The 21,318-nt window shown below is 44.5% G+C and carries 18 protein-coding genes; all 18 read right to left on the bottom strand.

All coding sequences use genetic code 11. The features are described 5' to 3' along the window. Window positions 1-5 precede the first annotated feature (5 nt). Complete coding sequence (locus CRO15_RS15915; protein WP_097046846.1) at window positions 6-896, bottom strand: ribose-phosphate pyrophosphokinase; 891 nt, start codon at window positions 894-896, stop codon at window positions 6-8. Further along, a complete protein-coding gene (locus CRO15_RS15910; RefSeq protein WP_097046845.1) occupies window positions 838-1,977 on the bottom strand; it encodes a saccharopine dehydrogenase family protein in 1,140 nt (379 codons plus the stop codon). The genes CRO15_RS15915 and CRO15_RS15910 overlap by 59 nt, the downstream gene beginning before the upstream one ends. A gap of 3 nt (window positions 1,978-1,980) precedes the next feature. Further along, entirely contained in the window at window positions 1,981-3,483 is a 1,503-nt protein-coding gene (locus tag CRO15_RS15905; RefSeq protein ID WP_097046844.1) for a thymidine phosphorylase family protein, read from the bottom strand. Window positions 3,484-3,485: 2 nt separating this feature from the next. Further along, a complete protein-coding gene (locus tag CRO15_RS15900; RefSeq protein ID WP_097046843.1) occupies window positions 3,486-3,938 on the bottom strand; it encodes a hypothetical protein in 453 nt (150 codons plus the stop codon). 9 nt (window positions 3,939-3,947) lie between these two features. Beyond that, on the bottom strand, window positions 3,948-5,327 hold the full coding sequence (locus tag CRO15_RS15895; RefSeq protein ID WP_097046842.1) for an MBL fold metallo-hydrolase RNA specificity domain-containing protein: 1,380 nt from the start codon (window positions 5,325-5,327) through the stop codon (window positions 3,948-3,950). 17 nt (window positions 5,328-5,344) lie between these two features. Then, window positions 5,345-6,184, bottom strand: a complete 840-nt coding sequence (locus CRO15_RS15890; RefSeq protein ID WP_097046841.1) for an ATP cone domain-containing protein — start codon at window positions 6,182-6,184, stop codon at window positions 5,345-5,347. Continuing rightward, entirely contained in the window at window positions 6,177-6,731 is a 555-nt protein-coding gene (locus tag CRO15_RS15885) for an ion channel (protein ID WP_097046840.1), read from the bottom strand. Before CRO15_RS15885 ends, CRO15_RS15890 begins: the two co-directional genes overlap by 8 nt. A 15-nt stretch (window positions 6,732-6,746) precedes the next feature. After that, complete coding sequence (locus CRO15_RS15880; RefSeq protein ID WP_097046839.1) at window positions 6,747-7,577, bottom strand: universal stress protein; 831 nt, start codon at window positions 7,575-7,577, stop codon at window positions 6,747-6,749. Between the two features lie 29 nt (window positions 7,578-7,606). Next, window positions 7,607-8,602, bottom strand: coding sequence for a 2-hydroxyacid dehydrogenase (locus CRO15_RS15875; protein WP_097046838.1), 996 nt, complete (start codon window positions 8,600-8,602; stop codon window positions 7,607-7,609). Window positions 8,603-8,622: 20 nt separating this feature from the next. Then, the gene (locus CRO15_RS15870) at window positions 8,623-9,903 is read right to left on the bottom strand and encodes an MgtC/SapB family protein (protein WP_097046837.1); all 1,281 of its coding nucleotides are present in this window, start codon (window positions 9,901-9,903) and stop codon (window positions 8,623-8,625) included. Between the two features lie 60 nt (window positions 9,904-9,963). Next, a complete protein-coding gene (locus CRO15_RS15865) occupies window positions 9,964-11,076 on the bottom strand; it encodes a site-2 protease family protein (protein ID WP_097046836.1) in 1,113 nt (370 codons plus the stop codon). Next, window positions 11,073-13,430, bottom strand: a complete 2,358-nt coding sequence (locus CRO15_RS15860; protein ID WP_097046835.1) for a hypothetical protein — start codon at window positions 13,428-13,430, stop codon at window positions 11,073-11,075. The genes CRO15_RS15865 and CRO15_RS15860 overlap by 4 nt, the downstream gene beginning before the upstream one ends. Window position 13,431: 1 nt before the next feature. Continuing rightward, window positions 13,432-14,406 (bottom strand): ATP-dependent 6-phosphofructokinase, encoded by a 975-nt coding sequence (locus CRO15_RS15855; protein WP_097046834.1) that lies wholly within the window; start codon window positions 14,404-14,406, stop codon window positions 13,432-13,434. Between the two features lie 129 nt (window positions 14,407-14,535). After that, window positions 14,536-15,828, bottom strand: coding sequence for an acetate/propionate family kinase (locus CRO15_RS15850; RefSeq protein ID WP_097046833.1), 1,293 nt, complete (start codon window positions 15,826-15,828; stop codon window positions 14,536-14,538). Between the two features lie 16 nt (window positions 15,829-15,844). Beyond that, entirely contained in the window at window positions 15,845-16,063 is a 219-nt protein-coding gene (locus CRO15_RS15845; protein WP_133067263.1) for a hypothetical protein, read from the bottom strand. Between the two features lie 28 nt (window positions 16,064-16,091). After that, window positions 16,092-18,632, bottom strand: a complete 2,541-nt coding sequence (gene glgP / locus CRO15_RS15840) for an alpha-glucan family phosphorylase (RefSeq protein ID WP_097046831.1) — start codon at window positions 18,630-18,632, stop codon at window positions 16,092-16,094. A gap of 5 nt (window positions 18,633-18,637) precedes the next feature. Further along, window positions 18,638-19,558, bottom strand: coding sequence for an alpha/beta fold hydrolase (locus CRO15_RS15835; protein ID WP_097046830.1), 921 nt, complete (start codon window positions 19,556-19,558; stop codon window positions 18,638-18,640). Between the two features lie 69 nt (window positions 19,559-19,627). Further along, window positions 19,628-21,316, bottom strand: a complete 1,689-nt coding sequence (locus tag CRO15_RS15830; protein WP_097046914.1) for an alpha-amylase family glycosyl hydrolase — start codon at window positions 21,314-21,316, stop codon at window positions 19,628-19,630. Window positions 21,317-21,318 lie beyond the last annotated feature (2 nt).

Here is a 21,318-nt window from a genome sequence, read left to right as displayed (position 1 = left end):
GGGCATCAATGGTGCATTAATTCCATTACTTCCTTGGCAATGACACTACTTAGGTCAATTTTGTTGGACATGTGTGGAATCGTGTTACAGGTTATAACATCATCTGCACCGGCGTCGTACAGGTCCTGATAGGCACTACCAGAAAACACGGCATGGATACCAATACATATGGGAGGTTTCATTTTCGCTTTTTTTAAATGCTCCAAGGTTTCTATCATGGTATGTGCAGTAGAGATAATATCATCCACCAATACCGGGGTCGCTTCTTTGTATTTATCCACATCGGGCACGGAAACCTCTACATCCCGATCACCGTGCCTAACTTTTTGCAGTACCGTAAATGGTGCGCCCGCTTTTATTGCCACTTCTGATACCCATTGTTCACTTTCGGAATCAGGACCTATTAAAACAGGGTTGTGAATATTTTCCTTTATCCATTTTGCAATGTCGTCCGCAGCATGGATCACCCTATTTGGAATATCGTATACCTCACCTAGGGAGCTTATTCTGTGCAGGTGGGGGTCAATGGTGGTAATACTGTCCGCAAATCCTGAAATCAATTTACTAAAATAGGTCGATGTAATTCCCTCTCCTACCTTAAACACTTTGTCTTGTCGCATATAGGCCAAATAAGGTGCCACCAAACATGTACACATGGCACCGAGCGACTTGGCCGTATGGCTCAAGAAATATAGCGGCAATAGTTTTTCATCCGGTTGGTTCAGGGTGCAGACCAGGACCACGCATTTGTCCTTAACATCGGAGAGTATGCGTGTATAGGATTCCCCGTCCGGGAATTTTCTTAATTGGGCCTCACCGATTTCCCCTTTCATTTTTTTAGCCAATAACTCCGTAATCTCTTGGTTTCCCGGAAGGCTGAACAGTATTGTTTTCATATCCTCTTTCGTTTTTTATTGTTATGTTATGTTTTTCCAGATATTTCACTAATTCTCGAAAATCAAGTATTTCTTCTATGTGCTTTAATCCTTTCAGTTCTGTGTTTTTGTATAACAGCTCGGCTGCAAAGGAAGTTACCGTGGCAGTGGCCAAAGCTTCGTTATCCCCGGTCACGATATACACAGCTTTTTGGCTCATTCTCAAGCTATCGCAACCCATGATCTCTACCTGTAAAGCAAAACGTTCAGAACCTATAGGCAGGAAGTCCAACACCCTTTTAAACTGTTTTGGATTCAACCGCTCGTACCATTTAAGGATCCCGGTTTTTTGAAAAAGGTGAAAGAGCTTGGTCACTAGCCGGGAGTCAAAAGCGATTCGGGTATCGACTGCCTCGACATCTACGAAAAGCGGTATAATATGGTGGTCCGAAAAATCAAAAAGATAGAAGGCCCGTCCTCTCTTCTCGTTCAGCAATCTGGTCGATTTCGGGTTGGTAAACCCGCGGACCGATACCTTGCCCTTTTTGGTTTTGATCTTAAACGCACTGTTCGTCTTTTTCAACATCCAACGGATAGAATCAATCCCATGGGATTCACCAAGGCCTAGCATGACATAGCTGTGTATCTCCCTTACTTCAGTAAATTCCTTGGCACCGTTATATGCCAGTATATTGGACAATCCCGGTATCAATCCCACACTTGGTATAACAAGGCCCTGTCCGTTGTCGATATATTCGGACAGTTCAAAAAATCGTTTGTGCGTCTCAAAGGATGCACCTACCTCGGTGTAGTTTATATTCAGATTGATACACTCCAAAAGAAAGGACATGTCCATGGTTTCCAAACAATTGACCACGGTGTGGATCATATCAAATCTGACCTCTTGGAAATCGCCCATTTCGATGTCCATATATATGGCAGATGCGGATAAGCCGTGCTCCCTTATGAAATGCACTGCCTTATCTTTATTTCGTCCGGCTATGATAACCTTTGATGGGTAGCGCATTGCCAATTGCCGCGACACTATCGACCCAACAGTCCCATATCCTCCAATAATCAATATTTTATCCCTTGATTTCATTGGCTAATCGATTACAATGATGTCATCATGATTTTCGTAATACTCAAGGGCGTAATTGAGCTCTCCATTCGATTCCGCATGAAGTGTGTACAGCAATTGGCCCTTTTCAATTTCCTCCCCCAAACGAGCATTCATTAGAATTCCAGCAGTGCTCGATTGTGGGGCACCAGATAACTTGGCCAGCTTGGCAATTTTGCGGTTGTTTATTTTTCTGATGGTCCCACACTTGGGGGCATGCATCTCAAATTGATAGGGGGCAACAAACGTTTTTGAAAACCTGCCCTGCGCCGTGCAGATGGCTTCAAATTTTTTATAGGCCTGGCCCGATTCCAACACGTGTTTCGCTATTTCCTGCCCTTTTTGTTCCTCAACTTTACCTGAAAGTTCCAATAAGGTTCCCGCCAACATAAGTGCCCTTTCCTTTAAATCTTGGGGAGCATTTTTTTCATTTTTCAGTACACCCAAAACATCAATTGCCTCCAAATTGGGGCCTATTCCCCTACCTACCGGTTGTGTTCCTTCCGTAAGGACTACTTTAACATGCAATCCTACGGCCTTACCCACGGTTTCCATATGTTCCTTGAGCTTTTCGGCCATTTCAGTGCTTCGTACCTTTGCCGTTTCACCAACGGGAATGTCAATAACAACGTGGGTAGAACCTGCGGCCGCTTTTTTGGAAAGTACAGAGGCGATAAGTTGTCCCTCGCTGTCTATGTCCAGTGCCTTTTCCACTTTTATGAGAATGTCATCTGCCGGACTAAGCTGGGTCGTTCCGCCCCACACAAGGCAGCCACCCTCCTTTTCCACTACTTCCTTGATCTCTCCTGCCGAAAGGGTAACGTTGGTCAGTACTTCCATGGTATCCGCCGTTCCAGCTGGCGATGTAATTGCCCGGGATGAAGTTTTCGGCATGGTTAGTCCATGAGCGGCAACAATGGCCACTACAATAGGCGTTGTCCTGTTTCCGGGCAGTCCGCCAATACAATGTTTATCTACAACAATTTCCTTATTCCAATTCAATCGTTTTCCTGATGCTATCATTGTCTTGGTCAAATCCGATATTTCATCAGTATCCATCCGGTCACCCGCACAGGCCGTGATGAAGGCCGATAAATGTATATTGGAATAATCCCCTTCAATGATATCTGTAATAATAGCCTCGTAAGCATTATAGTCCAGTCTTTGATTGTAGATTTTGGCCCTTACGTAGCTCAATGAATCCAATGGTTCCAAATGGGACACTCTCAAGGTGTCGTTAACGGAGACCCCTAATTTTTTTGCCGACGCCTGTGATAGCCCTATCTCACCTGGCAACAGCACTTCGGAGGTTATAACGTTGAGACTCGCTACGATCGAGGTTTTGAAGTTGGACACACGGATCCTGGTCAATGCTTCAAAGCCCTCGGAAATGCATACATGGCAATCTTTCCTCATATACACCACATTTTCGTTCTGTGTGTAAATACCTAGATGCTTATATTTTAACGTGTTCGATTTTTCTTCCATTTCTATATATTGTATTTGTTTAGTATCCTTTTACCCTTTTCCGAAAAGCAAAACCAGCCTACAAGTGACCCGCCCAGAATGGCCAAGACCATGCCATTGATCACAAATAACAGCGGGACTTCCTTTCCGCCAAAATATCCAAAGTGCATATCCAGGTTATAACATAGATAGTTGCAAAATAGCCCTAGGACGATTCCGGACAGTTCGGCACAAAGAACGATGGCCTGCAACCCCTTCCACCTCCCTACGACGAACAAAGCGATTATGGCGCCAACGGTGGCGCCCATTCCCAATCCACAGAATATGACCGTCCATAAAAATTTATGTATAAGGTTGCCTTCCGGAAATAACAACATACCCCAAATCAAGAAAATGGCGGCTTCGCCCAAAACTGAAAAAAAGATGGCCAGCTTTAAGGGCCGTAAATAATCTTTGTATGTGAGCTCTTGTTCCATTGTACTGGATTATATGGTGATTTCCTTTATGGCGTAGAGCTCCGGTATGGCACAATCCCAAGAAAATCTTTCCTCTATTCCGCTTTTAAGTGCCAATGCTCCTTCTTGCTCGCCATGTACTATAAAGGTCTGTTCGGGCCTGTTCTGTATTTCGCTTAACCAATCCAGTAATTCCGCATGGTCTCCATGGGCGGAAAGGCCTTCAATTTCCTCAACTTGCATGTCAAACGATACTTCTTTACCATATACCTTTAACCGCTTATGGCCTTCCAGTAATTTTCGGCCGCGGGTCCCTTCCGCCTGATATCCCACGAATAGCAAGGTGTTTGCCGGATTCTGGGCCTGGGTTTCCAAGTAGTTTAGCATTCGCCCCCCGGTAAGCATACCACTGCCGGCAATGACAATCTTGGGCGTATGGTCAGTTCTCAATTCCATGGTTTCCCGATAACTGCTCACCACTTTAAAGTAGGAGCACATTTCATCACATTCGTGCTTTTCCAACTTATGCCAGTCCCTTGTTCGATGAAATAGTTCCAGAACGCTTGCACCCATTGGGCTATCCATTATCATAGGGATTTTCGGGATCTTGTTCTCCTTTAACAACCTCCAAAAAATAAGCATCATCAGTTGGGCTCTTTCTACCGAAAAACTTGGAATAAATAAGCTACCGCCCCTTTGGATCGTATCATTAACCAAATTTTCGATCAAGGGAATCGCTTCCTCTTCCTCCGGATGAAATCGCCCTCCATAAGTGGATTCCATAAACAGAACGTCCGCTCTTTTTGGTCTAATGGGAGGGAACAACAATAGGTCATTGGTGCGGCCTATATCTCCGGAAAAAACAAAACGCTTGCCCTTGATATCCAACTCGATGGAGGTGGCACCGATAATATGTCCATTATACTGGAATCTTGCTTTAATATCTTTTGCCAAGGGAAGCCATTGTGAGGGGGGAACCCCTCTAAAATGAGGTATTGTCTCTTCGACGTCCTTCAGGTTGTATAAAGGTTCGGCAGGGCTATGTTTGGAATATCCTTCCTTATTGGCTCTTTCGGCCTCCTGTTCTTGAATCCTCGCGCTATCGCTCAATATTATTTTTGCAATGTCCAAGGTAGGATAGGTTCCATAGATAGGGCCGTTAAATCCCTGTCTGACCAATCTGGGCAAATGGCCCGTATGATCCATATGCCCATGGGTCAACAATATCATATCAATGCTGGAAACATCAATGGGTGGGTATTCCCAATTGAGATTGCGCAATTCTTTGAGCCCTTGGAACAGGCCACAGTCGATCAGAATTTTTCTATCACCCGTGTCCAAGAGGTATTTGGAGCCGGTTACCGTACCGGCTGCCCCCAGGAAATGGATTTTAACAACATTTTCCTTCATTGTATTTGATTTCTTTTTTAATGTAGATTGCACAACTCTTGTGAATCCGTTAATATTTTTTTCTGTCTTATTTTAGAAATCCCGGCCTCTTGCAAGAGCTGGGGGTTGTCCGACAACTCCTTGCAGAGTACGATATCCTTTTTCAGCAATCCGGTCTTTTCGGCCTTGGTCAGGGTGGTCAATGAGGTCAGCGGGTGCAGGCCCGATCTATCGATCCTGTCCTTAAGGCTGTTATCTTTGGGGTAGTCCCAGCTAACCAGTCCCAATCCGGAGCATTTACCATACTCGATTGCATCCGTTGTAAATCTTGTGTTGGTATATACCCACCCCTGGTGGAACTTGCTGCGATGACCTGTTTGCTTTCTCCATTGCTGTTCAACATCCTGAAACCTTGATTGTATGTACAATGGTATTTTTACATTGCAGAACCTCCCTTGGTCTCCATGGAATTTGCATTCGATCATGAAGTGATCATTGTCTTTTTGGGCTATTACATCCACTTCGTGGACTACGCAACTTCCCTGGACCATCACACCCACCTCTGTCCGGAAACCTTCTTGTCCGAGGATCTTACCGACAAATCTCTCAAACGGGAACCCGGAGGGTCCCAGCTCCATTATTGCTTTTTTTAGCTTGTACCTAGAGGCGCCCACCCTAGTTTTTCCCTTCAGCATTCTAAAGGCCATTCTATAGATCTGTTTGGTCGTTATCCCATCATAGATCGTCCCTTCAACATACTCAACTATCTGATCGACTGTCTTTTTGTCCGCTCCCGCCCTTTCCAAGGAGTTCTTCAATTTTTCTATTTGAAAAGGTGCCCGCTCTCCGTTTGCCTTTATGATGTATATCCTATTCATTGATATGTATTTTTTTGATGTTGGCCAGTGCAAAAACAATAAGGAAAAAACTTAAGAATATTTCGAGCATGACTACGAATCGGGCTACATCCGAAACGGGCACGATATCTCCATACCCTACCGTTGAAAAGGTAATTACGCTGAAGTAAAAAAAGTGGTATAAATTATATATGTAAGAATTCGAATAGGCCGGTAAGCCCTCAAATGCCGTATGGCTGAATTGGTAAAGACAGGTATAATCGGTCGCAAAGGAAAAAATACTTATGATGATTATCAATCCAAAAACCCATAGCAAACGCTCCAAGGAATGACAGATCTTTATCAATTTTGACAACCGCTTCAAGGTGGTCATTGTAATCACTATGGTCTTGCCCAATGCTGCTGTTACAATGATAATGTGGAATGGCAGGGAAGGGTGATCGATGGTTGTCATTAGAACAACATACAAGATGCCAATTGCTAAAATGGTAACAAGTGGCAAGACCGTCCTTCCCAACAATAGTTTGTAAAAAGGCTTTTCTTGTATCTGACTTGAGCTATCGGACATCGGAATATGTTTTTATTAAATTTTAATGGTCATTACCGGTAGGGACGAATGATTTGCTACCCCTTCGGCAATACTTTTGGAAAACAAACTCAAAAAACCGGTACTGCCGTGGGTACACATGGCTATAAGGTCGCCACTGTTATTCTTTAGATAACTATTTATGCCCGTCTCTACGGTCATTTCATTGTACACGTTCATCGTGAAGTTCTTTAGCTCCGGGAATTTTTCCAAAAACTTTCTTATTGGTTCTAAACCAAGACCAATACTGTTACTGTCCGATTCTGTATTGATACGCAAAAGGTGAATTTTCGCATCACATTTTTCTGCTATCGAGACCACGTGTTTAAAAGTGTTGCTGGTGTCCTCAATAAAATCCGAGACAAAAACAATATTCTTAAATGGGAAGTTTATATCATCTTCTTTGACCACGATTACAGGGACATCGGATTTTCGTACTATTTTTTCAACGTTGCTACCAAATACTTCCCTGACAGTACCTTTAGTGCCGCTACTTCCTGTAATAATAAAATCATGATTAAAATGGCCGGAGTGTTTCAAGATGTGTATTTCCCCCGTGTGATATTCAAGGAAGGTCCTACACTTGAGATTTTCCAACTCGGCCTTTTTTTCCAATTCCCGCAAGGCCGATCTGGCCGTTCCGATTTTTTTTAAGGTCTCGGGATATCGTTTTTCTTTTTGCTTGTCCAACTTTACCCAATCCACAGGGGTTTGCATCAAATGGAAGAAATGGATTTCCGCCTTATAAAGTCTGGCAATTTCAATCGCCATATCCGCGGCTTTTGCACAGTTTTCGGAAAAGTCCGTGGGTACGAGTATATTTTTCATTGCTATTTAGTTTTAATGTTCATGTTGTTTTAATTTTCGATCACTTCGTTTCCAGATTCAATTTGTTTTTCAAAACAATCCAAATTATAAATGGTGGTTTCAGCGATATTCTTCAAGGCTGTTTTCGTCAAAAATGCTTGGTGGCTTGTTATCAAAACATTGTTGAATGTCATCAAACGTGCGATTACGTCATCCTGTAAAATTTCATCGGAGTGGTCTTTAAAAAACAGGCCTTCCTCTTCTTCATAGACGTCCATTCCAAAATACCCGATATGTCCGGTCTTTAACCCTTCGATAACCGCTTTGGTATCCACCAAACCGCCCCTGCTTGTATTAATGATCATGACCCCTTTTTTCATGTGAGAAATTTGCTCGGTATCGATCAGGTGCTTTGTTTCTGGAGTGAGGGGAACGTGAAGGCTTATGATATCAGCTTCACTACACAATGTTTTGCAGTCAGTGAAGCGAACTCCAAATTTTTCGCCTAGCTCCTTATCCTCCTTCACATCATAGGCCAGTATTTTACAACCAAAACCATGAAGGATCTTGATTAGTATTTTTCCGATTTTACCGGTACCCATAACTCCAACGGTCTTTCCGTTCATGTCAAAACCGGTAAGTCCGTTCAATGAAAAATTTTGTTCCCGTATTCTGTTATGGGCCCTTACCAGTTTTCTGTTCAATGCGAGTATTAGGGAGATGGTATGCTCTGCAACGGCGTAGGGCGAGTATGCAGGAACACGTGAAACTTTGATTCCGAGTTCAGTCGCCTTTTTTATATCGACATGATTATATCCGGCAGAACGAAGCACGACATATTTAACGCCTAGGGCATGAAGTCCTTCGAGCACCGGTGACGATGCATCGTCACCGGTGAACAAGGCTATTGCTTTGGCATCTTGGGCCAATGAAACGGTGTTTTCTGACAATCTGGGTTCGAGAAAATTCAACGTATGTTTTCCACCATTGGCGGCTTCCAGATAAGGTCTGTCAAATTTATAGGTGCTGAATACGGTAATTTTCATTTTCGGTATAGTTTTAAAATTCAATTTATCCAAGAATTAAGCAAAATATATAGGATACCAAGAAGAACCACCGCCCCAAAGGAATATCCTACAAGCCTTCCTGTTTTTTTGGAGCCCTTAAAAAAGGCAATCCCCAATTTCACGGTCATATTGCTCAGGGTCGCTGCAATGACAACGTTGGATGCCAGACTCAGTTTTTCATCCAGCAAAGCAAATTTTGCCATGCTTATGGTTATGGCATCTGTATCTGCCAGACCTGCAATCAGGGCCGAATAATAAAGACCACTTTCGCCAAAGAATTTATTCCCGTAAAAAACAGCAAATAGGATGGCCACATAGATGCCGCCAAATCCAATCGCATTCCAAATGTTCAGCGGATTTCCCAAATTGATATCTGTGTTGGGCTGTTCGGTATCTCTCCGTATCAAAAGCAACGAAGCTGCCAGACAGACCACAGTAAGCAGGGCAAAGGGGATTGCCAAATAGCTCAGGACTGCGCTGTTAAATATATAGGCGAGAACCGCAAGCCTAGGGAACATGATTGCCGAAGCAATGATGATACCTGCCGCATATTTTTTTGAAAGTTCCGGAGATTCCCTGCTTCTGGAGGCATAGATCCACGCTACTGCCGTACTCGATATTAAACCGCCCAGAATAGCAGTCAACAGAATTCCTTTTTTTGACCCAACATATTTGACCAAAAAATATCCGATGAAATTCAGAAAGGAAACAATTACTACAATGGCCCCGATCTCAAAAGGATTCAATAGACCTTCCGGCCCATAATCCTTATCGGGCAGAAACGGTAATATCAACAGGGCAATGATCGAGAATTTGATAAAGGCGAACAGCTCTTCGGGCGTTATGTTCTTAATGAACGAACGAAAAGTGGTCTTGAGCGATAGCAATGTAACCACAATTACAGCCGTGGCAATGGACTCTTTGTACAAATGGCCCGAAACCATGATACCGAGGATAAACGTAGCGATCAATGCCAAATTGGTCGTTATACCGGTCATGGAATGTTTCTGCACGATGGACAAATGACTTATCCCAAGGAACAAAATAATGGTCGCCAGACTTACAATGACCAACCATGGGGTATAAGTTTCGTACAAGCTCCCCAACATAAAACCGATTATGGCGACAATCGGAAAGGTTCGAATACCAGCAAACCCCTGCTCATCCTTTATCTTATCATATTCCCTTTCCAATCCAAGGATAAGGCCTATCCCTGTACTTAAAAGTACTCCTAGAATGTAGGGACTCAATAGTTCACTTATGTTTTGATGTGCTTGCATTTTTATAATAGTTCTTTTAAATAACCACCTTTCAAATTTTCCCACGTGACTAGTTTGTGACTAGTTTTTACGCTCCATACTTTTTATGAGCCTTTTAGGCCGTGAATTTTCTATTGAAATCAATTCATTTATGCCTTGTATATCCACAATACCGATAACTTGTTCATTTTCCAACACAGGGGCAAGCGTGAGCTTACCGACCGCAAAATATTGATAGACTTCGGTCAAGGGCGTTTCGGGAGAAAGTCTAGGATAGTTTTCACGCATTATTTTGGATATGGGGTAGTGCGCTCCGTATTCTGACAGTCCCTTGACCAGTTCTTTTCGTGTCAGTATACCCAATACCTTGTTGTTTTCCTCCACAACAATCCCCTGTTCCTGGGTATTCTGCAATAGGCCTACTGCATTTTCTAGTTTTTCTTCGGGCGGAAGACTGCTATATTGATTTATCATAATGTCGCGAACTCTATGTCCGACAAGTACGGACTTGGCATTTTCCACTGCAGCTTCCGCACCTGCCCCCCAAAAGATAAAGATACCGATGAGTACAAGCCAAAAGTTGCTGAAGAAGCCTAGAAACACAAAGACGATTGCAAGAACTTGCCCCACTCTTGTAGCGATGTTGGTGGCCTTCAATTTATCCATCCTAAATGCCAACGATGCCCGCAATACCCTACCACCATCCATGGGAAAGGCCGGTATCAAATTAAATACCGCCAAGATTAAATTGGCGGCCATAAGGTTGAACAAGAAATTCTTTCCTCCCATATGATCTATTTCCGAGATGGACAATAGTTGATTGTTGGCATAGAGAAAAATATAAAGGATTCCCGCGATAACCAGGTTTACCGCCGGGCCGGCCAAAGCTACGGCCAACTCTTGGGCCGGCTTTTCGGGCATTCTTTCCAAGCTGGCGACACCCCCGATCGGGTAAAGTGTGATATCGCGGGTCGGTATGTTGTATTTTTTTGCCGTCAATGCATGGCCGAACTCATGTAGCACGACACAGCCGAACAAAATGATGATGAATAGGGCGCCTATCATTGCTTCCTTCCATCCATGCCCCATCTGAAAGTGCATCATGAATATCCATCCAACGATGATCCAAAAGGTCCAGTGGACAAATACCTTGATGCCCGAATAACTTCCAATGAACAGTGACCATTTTTTCATGTTTGCGTGATTTTAAGGGTTTTTAATCTGTACGACAGCACTATTACCAAACCGTATCCGAACAAGCCGATCAGGAACACAAACCTGTATCCGTACAGAATGGATATGACAATGGCGAAAACCGAGGCGGCCACACCGGCCACACTTGATATGCCCAACAAATAGGATAGGCTTTTCCTTTCCTTAAGGGGGGCGGCCATTTTTAGCAATACCGGAAAAGGAATCCCTATAAAGAAAGAAGGAAGCAATAAAAAAACCGCTATCCAGAATTCCGATAGTCGGTCATACCAAATGGGCAATAGAACATAGACGGTAAACATACTGACCAATACGACCAAAGACGTGTATGCGATGAGTTTGCGGGAGAGATTTTTTTTGAATGTTCCCGTCATAAAACTGCCCATGCCATTGCCCAGCAAAAATGTAAAGAGCAATAGTGAAAAAGACTGTGAAGGATTGGAGAGCTTTAAGTTGAGTATCTGAAAAAGGTATCCTTGGATAAGGATATACGAGAACCCCAGCAAAAAGGATATAAATGCCCAGACCCTAAACTTTTTGCGAAAGTACATGGAAGTGTTCCCTGAAAAGGAAACAGACTTCCATCCGGTGATATGTTGGTATATGAACCACCCGATGATGAACAGGCCGAGCCATAACGGGGCGGTCATCGCATCCGGTATGCCATTGTCGTAGTTAAAGAAATAGGGTGAATCGTCGGTTACGGGCTTTAAATTTATGGATGCCGCTTTCCAAAGCTCGTCATAGTTATAGGAGCCGGTTGCGACATCATACAGTAGGTCATCGAACATGTACCACTTGTAGTTGACGTTTTGTACGATCGTGTCAAGACTTTCTTGCCTGATATACGGAAAATAGAACAACTCCCTGTCCAGTTCGGCATAATGTGCCTCAAGGTGCACTTCTTCTATTATTTTCTGTTCAAAAGGTCGGTTTTTAATGACCAGGACAGGGTTCATCCCGTTAGAGAATATATAAACCTTTTTCAATGCCTCGATTTGGCCTATCCCCATCTGTTTTTGAAGTTCTAAAAAGTTGGCCAACATCTTGTACACTTCTTGCCTTGCGTGCATGGTAAAATAGACGGCCCCATCCTCGGTCAAGCCGTTTAGGTAATCTGCAAGTGCCTCCATGGTGAACAGATAGTTCTCTGTAAGCCCATAGAAATCGGCACCTCTGGAGCTTTTGGTTACGGGAATGGTCAACATAATGGCATCGTATTTCCCTTTCTTTTTTATCATGAAGTTCCTGCCCTCGTTCACGTGCACCTCTACATGTTCTCTGTCAAGAAAGGTAGAAGGGTTGTACTTTTGCATTAACCCTACAAAAGAAGGGTTGACTTCTACCGCGTCGACATGCTTGTAGCCCATGAAATACGCAGTGGCAATGTCTATTCCTCCTCCCGGCCCTATTATCAGGGCGGAATCTTTTTCTTTTTCCTTTAAAAAATTCAAGGCGAATACCGCCGGAAAACCGGACAACACTTTTCTCAACTTTATGGTGTCATTCGCCAGATCGTCGATATCGACGACATCGGTTCCTGCCGCACCATCGATGAACATCACCTTTGATATTGTGCCGTCGGGATAGGTGAACTCTACCAAATCGGTCTTGCCAAAAGCGCTCCAACGGCTTTCCAGTTTTTCACTTTGTATGGCAGGGTTTGACATCAGGCGGTACATGTCTTTTGAGAGGTCTTTGGCAACGGGTATTTCAAAGTAGGGCACGGTCGCCGCAAATCCCAATAAAAGAATAAGGACCAGCGACAGGGGAAGAAGTATTTTCGGGTGGCGGTTCTTGCTCGCTATCAAATGCACTACCGGAACTAGTAGCAGTAGCCCTATTGCTATTGCCATTACTTGTACCAAATCAAATGTGTTGAGCAGAAAAACGGAGGCGAGCGCACCAGCGGCCGCACCTATCAGGTCCATGGCGTATAAGGTAGATACGTGCCGTTTATCCGCCTCAAAAATACAAGCATAGGCAATTCCAATGGCGACGAACGGAACAATCGACAAGACAATAAAAGCGGGCAGCCCAAAATCAACGGATGATGCAATCCCCAATTTTGAAAGACCGATCAAAAGGACCGAACTTAGAAACATTGAGCCGGGCGGCAGTGCCAGATATGCAAGCAAGGCATTGTCGATCTTCGCGGCATACTTGGCGTATGCCATCTGGCCAATGCCCAGCCCCAATATGGAAAAGGCGATGATAATAAGCACGAAATGAAAACTAAGCAAGTAGGAGAAGAGCCTTGAAAGGCTTATCTCAAAGATAATGGTCGCCGCGGTCAGCAGGAAAATAAGCGTTATGTTGGTCGCCGATCGTTTCATTTTAATTTTTGCTACCGAAAATTTTTAAAAGATTCTGTAGTTCATCGTTCACTTGATGCTCTTTTACCACTTGGTCAAATGGGGTCAGGCACAATTCGTTGTTCAAGATTCCGGCCATGGCGTTCCGTCTTCCGAGCAAAAGGGCCTCTACAGCGGTTACACCCAGGCGTATGCCCAACATTCTATCAAAAGCAGAAGGGTTTCCGCCGCGTTGCACATGGCCCAGTTTGGTAATGCGCAAGTCTACATCAGGATTTATTTCCTTGATTTTTGAAGCCGCTAACTCGGCCCCCAGTTCATCTCCTTCTGAAACGATTGCAATAAAGGCATCTTCACGGTCGTAACTCTCCGCGTTTTCAAGCAATTGGAGAAAATCTTGGGCACTCTCTGGAATCAAAATGGCATCTGCACCTGTACCCAATCCCGAATGGATGGCGATATACCCACAGTCCCTGCCCATGACCTCGATCAAAAATATCCTGTTATGCGACTCCGCCGTATCCCTGATCTTATCTATATTTTCAATTGCGGTATTTACGGCAGAATCGAAACCGAGCGTAAAATCGGTACCGGCCAGATCATTGTCTATGGTACCGGGAACACCTATAAACGGTAGGTCACAGATTTCCGAAAAGGCCAATAGCCCTTTGAAGGTGCCATCGCCGCCTATGGCAACAAGGGCATCGACCTTGTTTTTTTGAAGGTTTGCCAAAGCTTGTTGTCTTCCTTCCAGCGTTAAAAAACCTTTGCTACGGGCGGTTTTCAACAATGTACCCCCCCTGTGCACCCACTTTTTTAGTTCATTGGAATCCAATTGCACCATATCGCCGTCAATGAGGCCTTCGTAGCCCTTTCTAAAGCCACTCAGTCTTATGTTGTTTATCTCGGCCGTTTTGGCTACCCCGTGCAAAGCGGCGTTCATCCCCGGGGAATCGCCCCCTGATGTAAATACAGCTATGTGTTCAATATTCTTCATACATCTTATTTTTTTATAATCTTTTTGCCGGCAATCTTCCTTGAAGCTCAACCAGCTTAGATTTGTAATACTTCGTTTCAACGAGCGGATATTTTGTGCCCGTATCCGAATGAAACCATAATGTTCCGTTCACCCGTCCCATACGTTGGATTTATCTAAATTTCTTCGGACGGAAGCTCTTGTTACTTTTTGCCGTTCTCTCTTTTTGTATGGGACCGTTTGATCGGGTTTGTCATCCTTAAAATACTCTTGGGCCACACTCTTTGCTATAATGGACCCCTCGTCGGTGTGAATTACCTTGACCAGCACGGTATTGTTCACTGCAGAAATTTGCGATGAATTTTTCCTGTTTTGGTCTTCATCCAGCTCAATACCCAAAAAATCAAGTTTCTGGCAGATTCTTGACCGTATGATCGGTGCATTTTCGCCAATACCGCCCGAGAAAACCAGCACATCGAGCCCGCCCAGGGCGGTCGTAAACGCTCCGATCCATTTTCTTACTTGATAACAGAACAAGGCCACAGCCTCCGCGGCCCTTACGTCCATATCTTCTTTCAATAGTAAATCATGCATATCCGCACTTGTCTCTGAGATACCGAGCAAACCACTTTCATAATTGGTCAAATGGTCCATCTGTTTTGCCCCCATCCTTTCTTTGTTCAGCAAATAGCAGACAACCCCTGGATCCAAATCGCCGCTTCTTGACCCCATGACCAATCCGCCCGTTGGCGTAAATCCCATGCTGGTATCAATGCTCTTCCCTTCTTTGACAGCGGCTAAACACGCCCCATCTCCAAGATGTGCAAGAATGACCTTTCCATTGGCTTTTTTAACACCTATCCTTTTTTTGAGTTCCATCATGAGATGGGAAAACGACAGGCCGTGAAAGCCATACCGATGGATGCCGGCCCGCTCAAAACGTCTTGGAATAGGAAGTATCTTCGCAATACGGGGAAGGTTTACATGAAAGCTGGTATCGAAACATGCCACCTGCTTTAAGCTCGGATACCTTATTTTGAACGTTTCTACGATTTCGATCTCCGTTGGAACACGTTCGGGGATATAGTCCGTACTCTCTTTCAGTTCGGCCAATAGGGCGGTATCGATTACCTTTGGCCCGAGATGGTTCAATCCATTTGTGATCCTGTGCCCAATACACTTGATACGATTAAAATCGGGCTTGTTTTTGAGCCATTCGATCAAAAAAATAGTGGCTTGGTAAAAGCCGGGGGCATATATCGTTGATTTATTCTTTTCATTGCCTTCAACATAGGTTACCGTAAAAGCCTCATTGCCGGAACCGATACGGTCAATGTACCCATAGAATTTTGCCGTGGGGTTTTCCGCCACTTCGTACATAGCGAACTTAATGCTCGATGAACCAGCATTGATCGTTAGAATGTTTGAATTTTGTGGATACATTTTCCCTTGGGATTTTTTAATTATCTATTTCGTCAAAAGCACAGCTCTTGTTTTCCATATAACTGGCGGCTAATTTTCTGTATTCCTCGCCAAGGTGCTCACCGCACCATTCCAATAAAGCCGGTTGTTCGGAACAGGTGGTACTACGGACCGCCTTTTTCAGTTCAAGCTTCAACAGTTCCTCGTTGAAACTGACTTTTTTTAATATTTTTTCGTGATATTCCAATATTTCCATTTTTAATTTTTTCAGTTTAAAATCCATTTTAATGTTGCCATAGGATCAGATTGTCCTCTAAAGGCACGGTTACCCCGGCATATTTTGGTAAGATGCGAACGGTGTAATGATCCGTGGGCCTTGAGGTAACTATTTTTGCATGATAGTTATGCTCGCCCTGTTCTTTCATCCAATCCATTTTCATTTTTATCCGCTCGGCCGGTTCACCATCAAGGCCTTCCGCAAAAAGTTCTACCAAAATATGTTCGGGATCCATACCGTTCAGCCATATAGGCACTTCAAATTCATGGGTATTGCGATTACTTTTAATCGTTGCTTTGCCGAATTTGACACCGTGCCATTTTGTGTTTAGACCATTATTGGCCTCTACGATCCTTTTTCCTATGAGCCCTTTCCTTGCCGCTCTTTTTTTATAGCTCTTGGCTGCTGGCAGGTAATAGTGTTCGGTATATTCCCGAACGGTCCTATTGGCCGAAAAGTGAGAGGTAAGGTCTGCCATGCTTTTTCGTATCCGTTCTACCCACCGCTCTGGCACCTTTTTTTTATTACGATCATAAAATTCAGGGACCACCTCATTTTCCAGCAAACGGTACAATGCTTCTGCCTCTTGGGCATCGTGGGCCGGTCCATTTCCATGTTCATGGCCGTCGCCCAAGGCCCAGCCCACCTCAGGTGTATAGGCCTCGGCCCACCAACCGTCCAGTACCGATAAATTAATACCTCCATTGACCAATACCTTCATCCCGCTGGTACCACTGGCCTCCCAAGGTCGTCTTGGGGTGTTGAGCCAAACATCGACCCCTCGCACCAAATGTTCGGTCAGCATCATGTCATAGTCGCTTAAAAACGCTACATGTTCGTACAACTCATGTTTTTGTATAAATTCTATCCATTTTCGAATTAGGGCCTTTCCAGACTCGTCCGTAGGTGGGGCTTTTCCGGCCATGACCAGTTGTACCGGTCGTTCAGGATTTTTAAGAATACGGATGAACCTTTGGGGGTCGTGCAAAAGAAGATCGGGCCGTTTGTAGGTCACAAAACGTCTCGCGAAGCCCAAAGTAAGGGTGTTAGGGTCAAAAATCTGAAGGGCCGTTCGAACAATATCGGGCGATAGCCCTGAAACCAGCGACTGTCTTTCAAACCTTTCCTGTATAAAGCCCACGAGCCTTTCCCTGGAAAGGTTCCTGAATTTCCAAAGCTTTTCATCGCCTAAATTGGAAATATGTGCCGCGTGGTCGTCCAACTCGCCACGCCAACGGTCTTTGCCACAGGCCTCGGTCCATAGTGCATCTGCATGTTCAGAATCCCAAGACGGCATGTGCACCCCGTTGGTTACATGGCCAATGGGAATTTCGTTTACGGGCCAGCGGGGAAACAGGTTTCTGAACAGGTTTCTGCTAACCTTGCCGTGCAACTGACTTACTCCGTTCACCGCGCCACTGCCACGGGTAGCGAGGTAGGCCATGTTAAAATGGGAAAATGGATTCTTGCCTTCTTCTTGACCCATTTCCATGAGCTCGGTAAAATCGATATCGAGCTCCTCTTCCGCGTACGCTTGAAAAAACTTTTCCATCAGAGCGTAGCTGAAATGGTCGAACCCGGCCGGGACGGCGGTATGGGTGGTAAATAGGTTTCCTGCCCGGGTGACGGCCAATGCCTCTTTGAACGATCTTCCGGTTTGTTTCATAAAATCATTGGCCCTTTCCAAGACGAGAAAAGCAGCATGCCCCTCGTTCATATGGCATACCTCCGGTTTAAGGTCCAAGGCCCGAAGCAACTTATAGCCCCCGATACCCAGTGCAATTTCCTGCTTTATGCGTTGTTCTGGGCCACCGCCGTACAATTCGTCGGTTATGCCGCGGAATTCTGGGAGGTTGCTGGCATCATTGCTGTCCAAGAGATATAATTTCAATCTTCCTACCTGAACCTGCCAAGCACGCAGCCATAGCGGATGGCCCGGAAACGGAACCTTTATTCGAAGCCATTCCCCGTTGGGAAGGCGTAGCGGCCTGATGGGCAGTTGTCCTGGATCATTGTAGGGAAACAGTGCATTTTGAATGCCGTTCTTGTCAATTTCCTGTCGAAAATATCCTTGTGCGTAAAGCAGGCCCACTGCGGTGACGGGAACCCCCAGGTCGCTTGCCGATTTCAACTGGTCTCCGGCCACGTTGCCAAGCCCTCCCGCGTAGATGGGCAGTGCCTCGCTCAACATATACTCCATACTGAAATAGGCAACACCCTTAAGTTGGGTCTTGGGATGGTTTTGTTGAAACCAGTTTGGGGACGAGAGTGCTTTTTTGTTGTCGTCCAAAAGAGTTTTGATCGTCGACCGGAATTCCGGGTCTTCCAAATGCCGCTGTAGCCGGTCCCGTGAAACGGTCTGCAAGATCACCCATGGGTTTTGGGTAAGTTTCCAGAGTTCCGGGTCTAGCTGTTGCCATAATTTGTCCGAGGCATGGTTCCATGACCAGCGGATATTGAAGGCCAGTTCAACAAGGGAATCCATACCCTCGATATCTTTTGGGATCAGACCGTATAATTCATCTGTGTTTGCTAATTGTAGATTCATTTCGCTTATATTTTAGTGTCGTTGTCAAAGAACGCCATTGTTATTTTCCATACCTTTTTCGGCATCTTAAGGAAAAGATGGTGATCGCCTTCTTCCATTGTTTTTAATTTTGAGTTTGTAAATGTTTTTGCAAATTCCTTTACATTGCTAAGGGGTGCAGCCCTGTCTTCGGCACCATGAATGAAGAGTATCTCTTTAGCCCGTATGTTTTTTGTGGTACTGTATAGATTGTTGCCCAAGATTATTTCGTTCAACGAATGGTGATAGCTCTGCCATGTATGCTTTCTTGAATCGGAGAACACATCGTCGGTCAGATTTTTCGGTTTGAACCATTTTGAAAGATAAATCGGATGAAGCAAACAGAATACCTTTCCAGAGGAGCCTATGGCAATACGGTCAAAAACAGAAGCTTTTGACATATTACTTACAAATTGGTCTCTGCTCTTAAAAATGGGAAGGCCGATTACGGTCGCCCCGTCAAACCAATTGGGGTGTTCTGCAAAAAGGGCCAGGGATATGGTAGCGCCCATTGAGTGCCCTACAACAATGGTGCTGCCATTATCCATTCCTTCCTTTATAATAACCTGTTCAAGTGCTTCCAACTGGGTTTTTAGGGAATAATCGCTTTGGGGTTTTGGTGAATCGCCAAAGCCCAATAGATCCACCAACAGAAGTCTGTGTGTTGCCTTGACTTCTTTCAACCCCATTTTCCAATAATTTTTTGAACCGGCCAAGCCATGGATCAGAAGGATATTTTTTTTCCCGGAACCGATTACCTCATAGTTCAAGGGCATCGTTTCGGGGTCGTACGTCGGGGCCAAGACCACTTTTGCGTACTCATAGCCTGCGACCAAGAAAAGTAGTCCCAATACGGATAGTACCGCAATGGATATTATTTTGATATTTTTTTTTATGGCTCTTTTCACTTGACCTCTCTTCTATTTTTTTTATTAGTTATCTTTCATTTTGCCACTAGTTCTAAAACAGTGGTTTTCTCAGTAATTCTTCAAAATCAAGAACTCCATAGGTTTTAGGGTCACCTTAAAAAACAATGGCCCATCATTAGAGGGCGCATGTCCCCGTATTTTTACTCTTCCTTTTCGCCCGAACAGATATTTCATGTACTTCCCTTTTGCGTTGATCATGTTGTCGATCAGCACGTATTCTTCTTTGGTATTGGTTGGGGATGAGTTGTATACCACGGTTAGTTCATCTTTAAAAAGTATTCGCGAAAAAGCCAATAGACATTCCGCACAATCGGGATAATGAAAATCAATGCCATTGGTAGAGGTTTGCCTGAAATACATTCGGCCAAATTTCAGGGCCCTTTCTTTTTGGCGTAGATGCGCCAAAACCGAGATTTGTGAATAGATCCACGATTCTTGGTTGAGAACGTTGGATGATTTATCACCAGGATCGAACATCCCTTCCCTGATGTATCTATCATCGGGACCATTTCCGGTAAAGCCCTGCTCGGTTCCATAGTACATGCACGGTGTGCCAAGGGCACAAAGAAGAAATCCCATACCTGCCACGATCTGTTCGGGTGCGGTTTGGTGACCAAAGCGCTGTTTATAATCCATACCCACTTGGTCATGGTCGTCGATATAGGTCACTAAAAAGTCACCGTATTCGCCCCGGTTAAGTGCATTTCTTTGCAGGGCATCGTAACGCTCGATCAATTTGCTGGGCGAGGAAGTGCCCTTCATGACATCTGCCAGAACACTGTGTAAAGGGTGGTCCAAGACCGAATCAAGGCCGTAGTATACGTTCTGGTCGTACGATGACCGTAGTATTTTAGGGCCTATGTACGGGTTGCCCATTTCATCGTTACCAATGATTTCCCCGAACAGAAAGAAGTTTCGCTTTCCCAATGAATGGGCGTACTCTCTTATTAGCGAACAAAATTTGCTTATGGCAGGGCCGTGCATGTGCTTTACGGCATCAAGGCGAAACCCGTCAACATCCAATTCACGAATCCAATAGCAATGAATGGCGACCAATATTTCCTGTATTCTTTTGCTCGCCGGTGATCCATCGTTCCTGAATGTTTTCAAGGTGAAAAAATCACCTTCCCTAGTTTCGGGATACACATCAAAATTGACGATCTGACCTTTTCGGTTATAGACATCGGGATCTTTCAATTCTATGGGAAGTGGTTTGTCCTTCTCTCTCCATTCCCCGAACGGAAACTGCAGTCCGTTAAAATAATAGTAGTCATAATCGTAGGGGTATGACCAATTATCTCCGGAATGGTGCAAAACAACATCCAAGAAAACCCGCATATCAAGTTTATGGGCGCGGTCCACCAAATCTTCAAGTTCATCTTTGGTGCCCCACCGGCTGTCCACATCCAGATAGTTTTGAATGGAATACCCGTGATAGGATTCCGGATTGTTTTCAAATACGGGGCTGAGCCAAATTGCCGTGCAGCCCAGGTTTTTGATATAATCCAAATTATCGATGACCCCCATGATTGTGCCACCAAAAGTTCGTTCCAGCTGCTCTTTGTCCCCAAAGCCCGGATGCCTATTTTTAAAATTTAAGGAATTTCTTTTTGTACTGTCGTGAAATCTATCGACAAGAAGAAAGTAAATGAACTCTTCCCGCCATTCGCGATGGCAATTTACCCAATACTCTTTACCGGGTTTTGGCGAAAAATCTATGTGGTCAATTGATGTCATTT

It is taken from the genome of Flagellimonas pacifica, assembly GCF_900215465.1.
GTDB lineage: Bacteria > Bacteroidota > Bacteroidia > Flavobacteriales > Flavobacteriaceae > Flagellimonas > Flagellimonas pacifica.
This window is presented reverse-complemented; position numbering and strand designations above follow the sequence as displayed.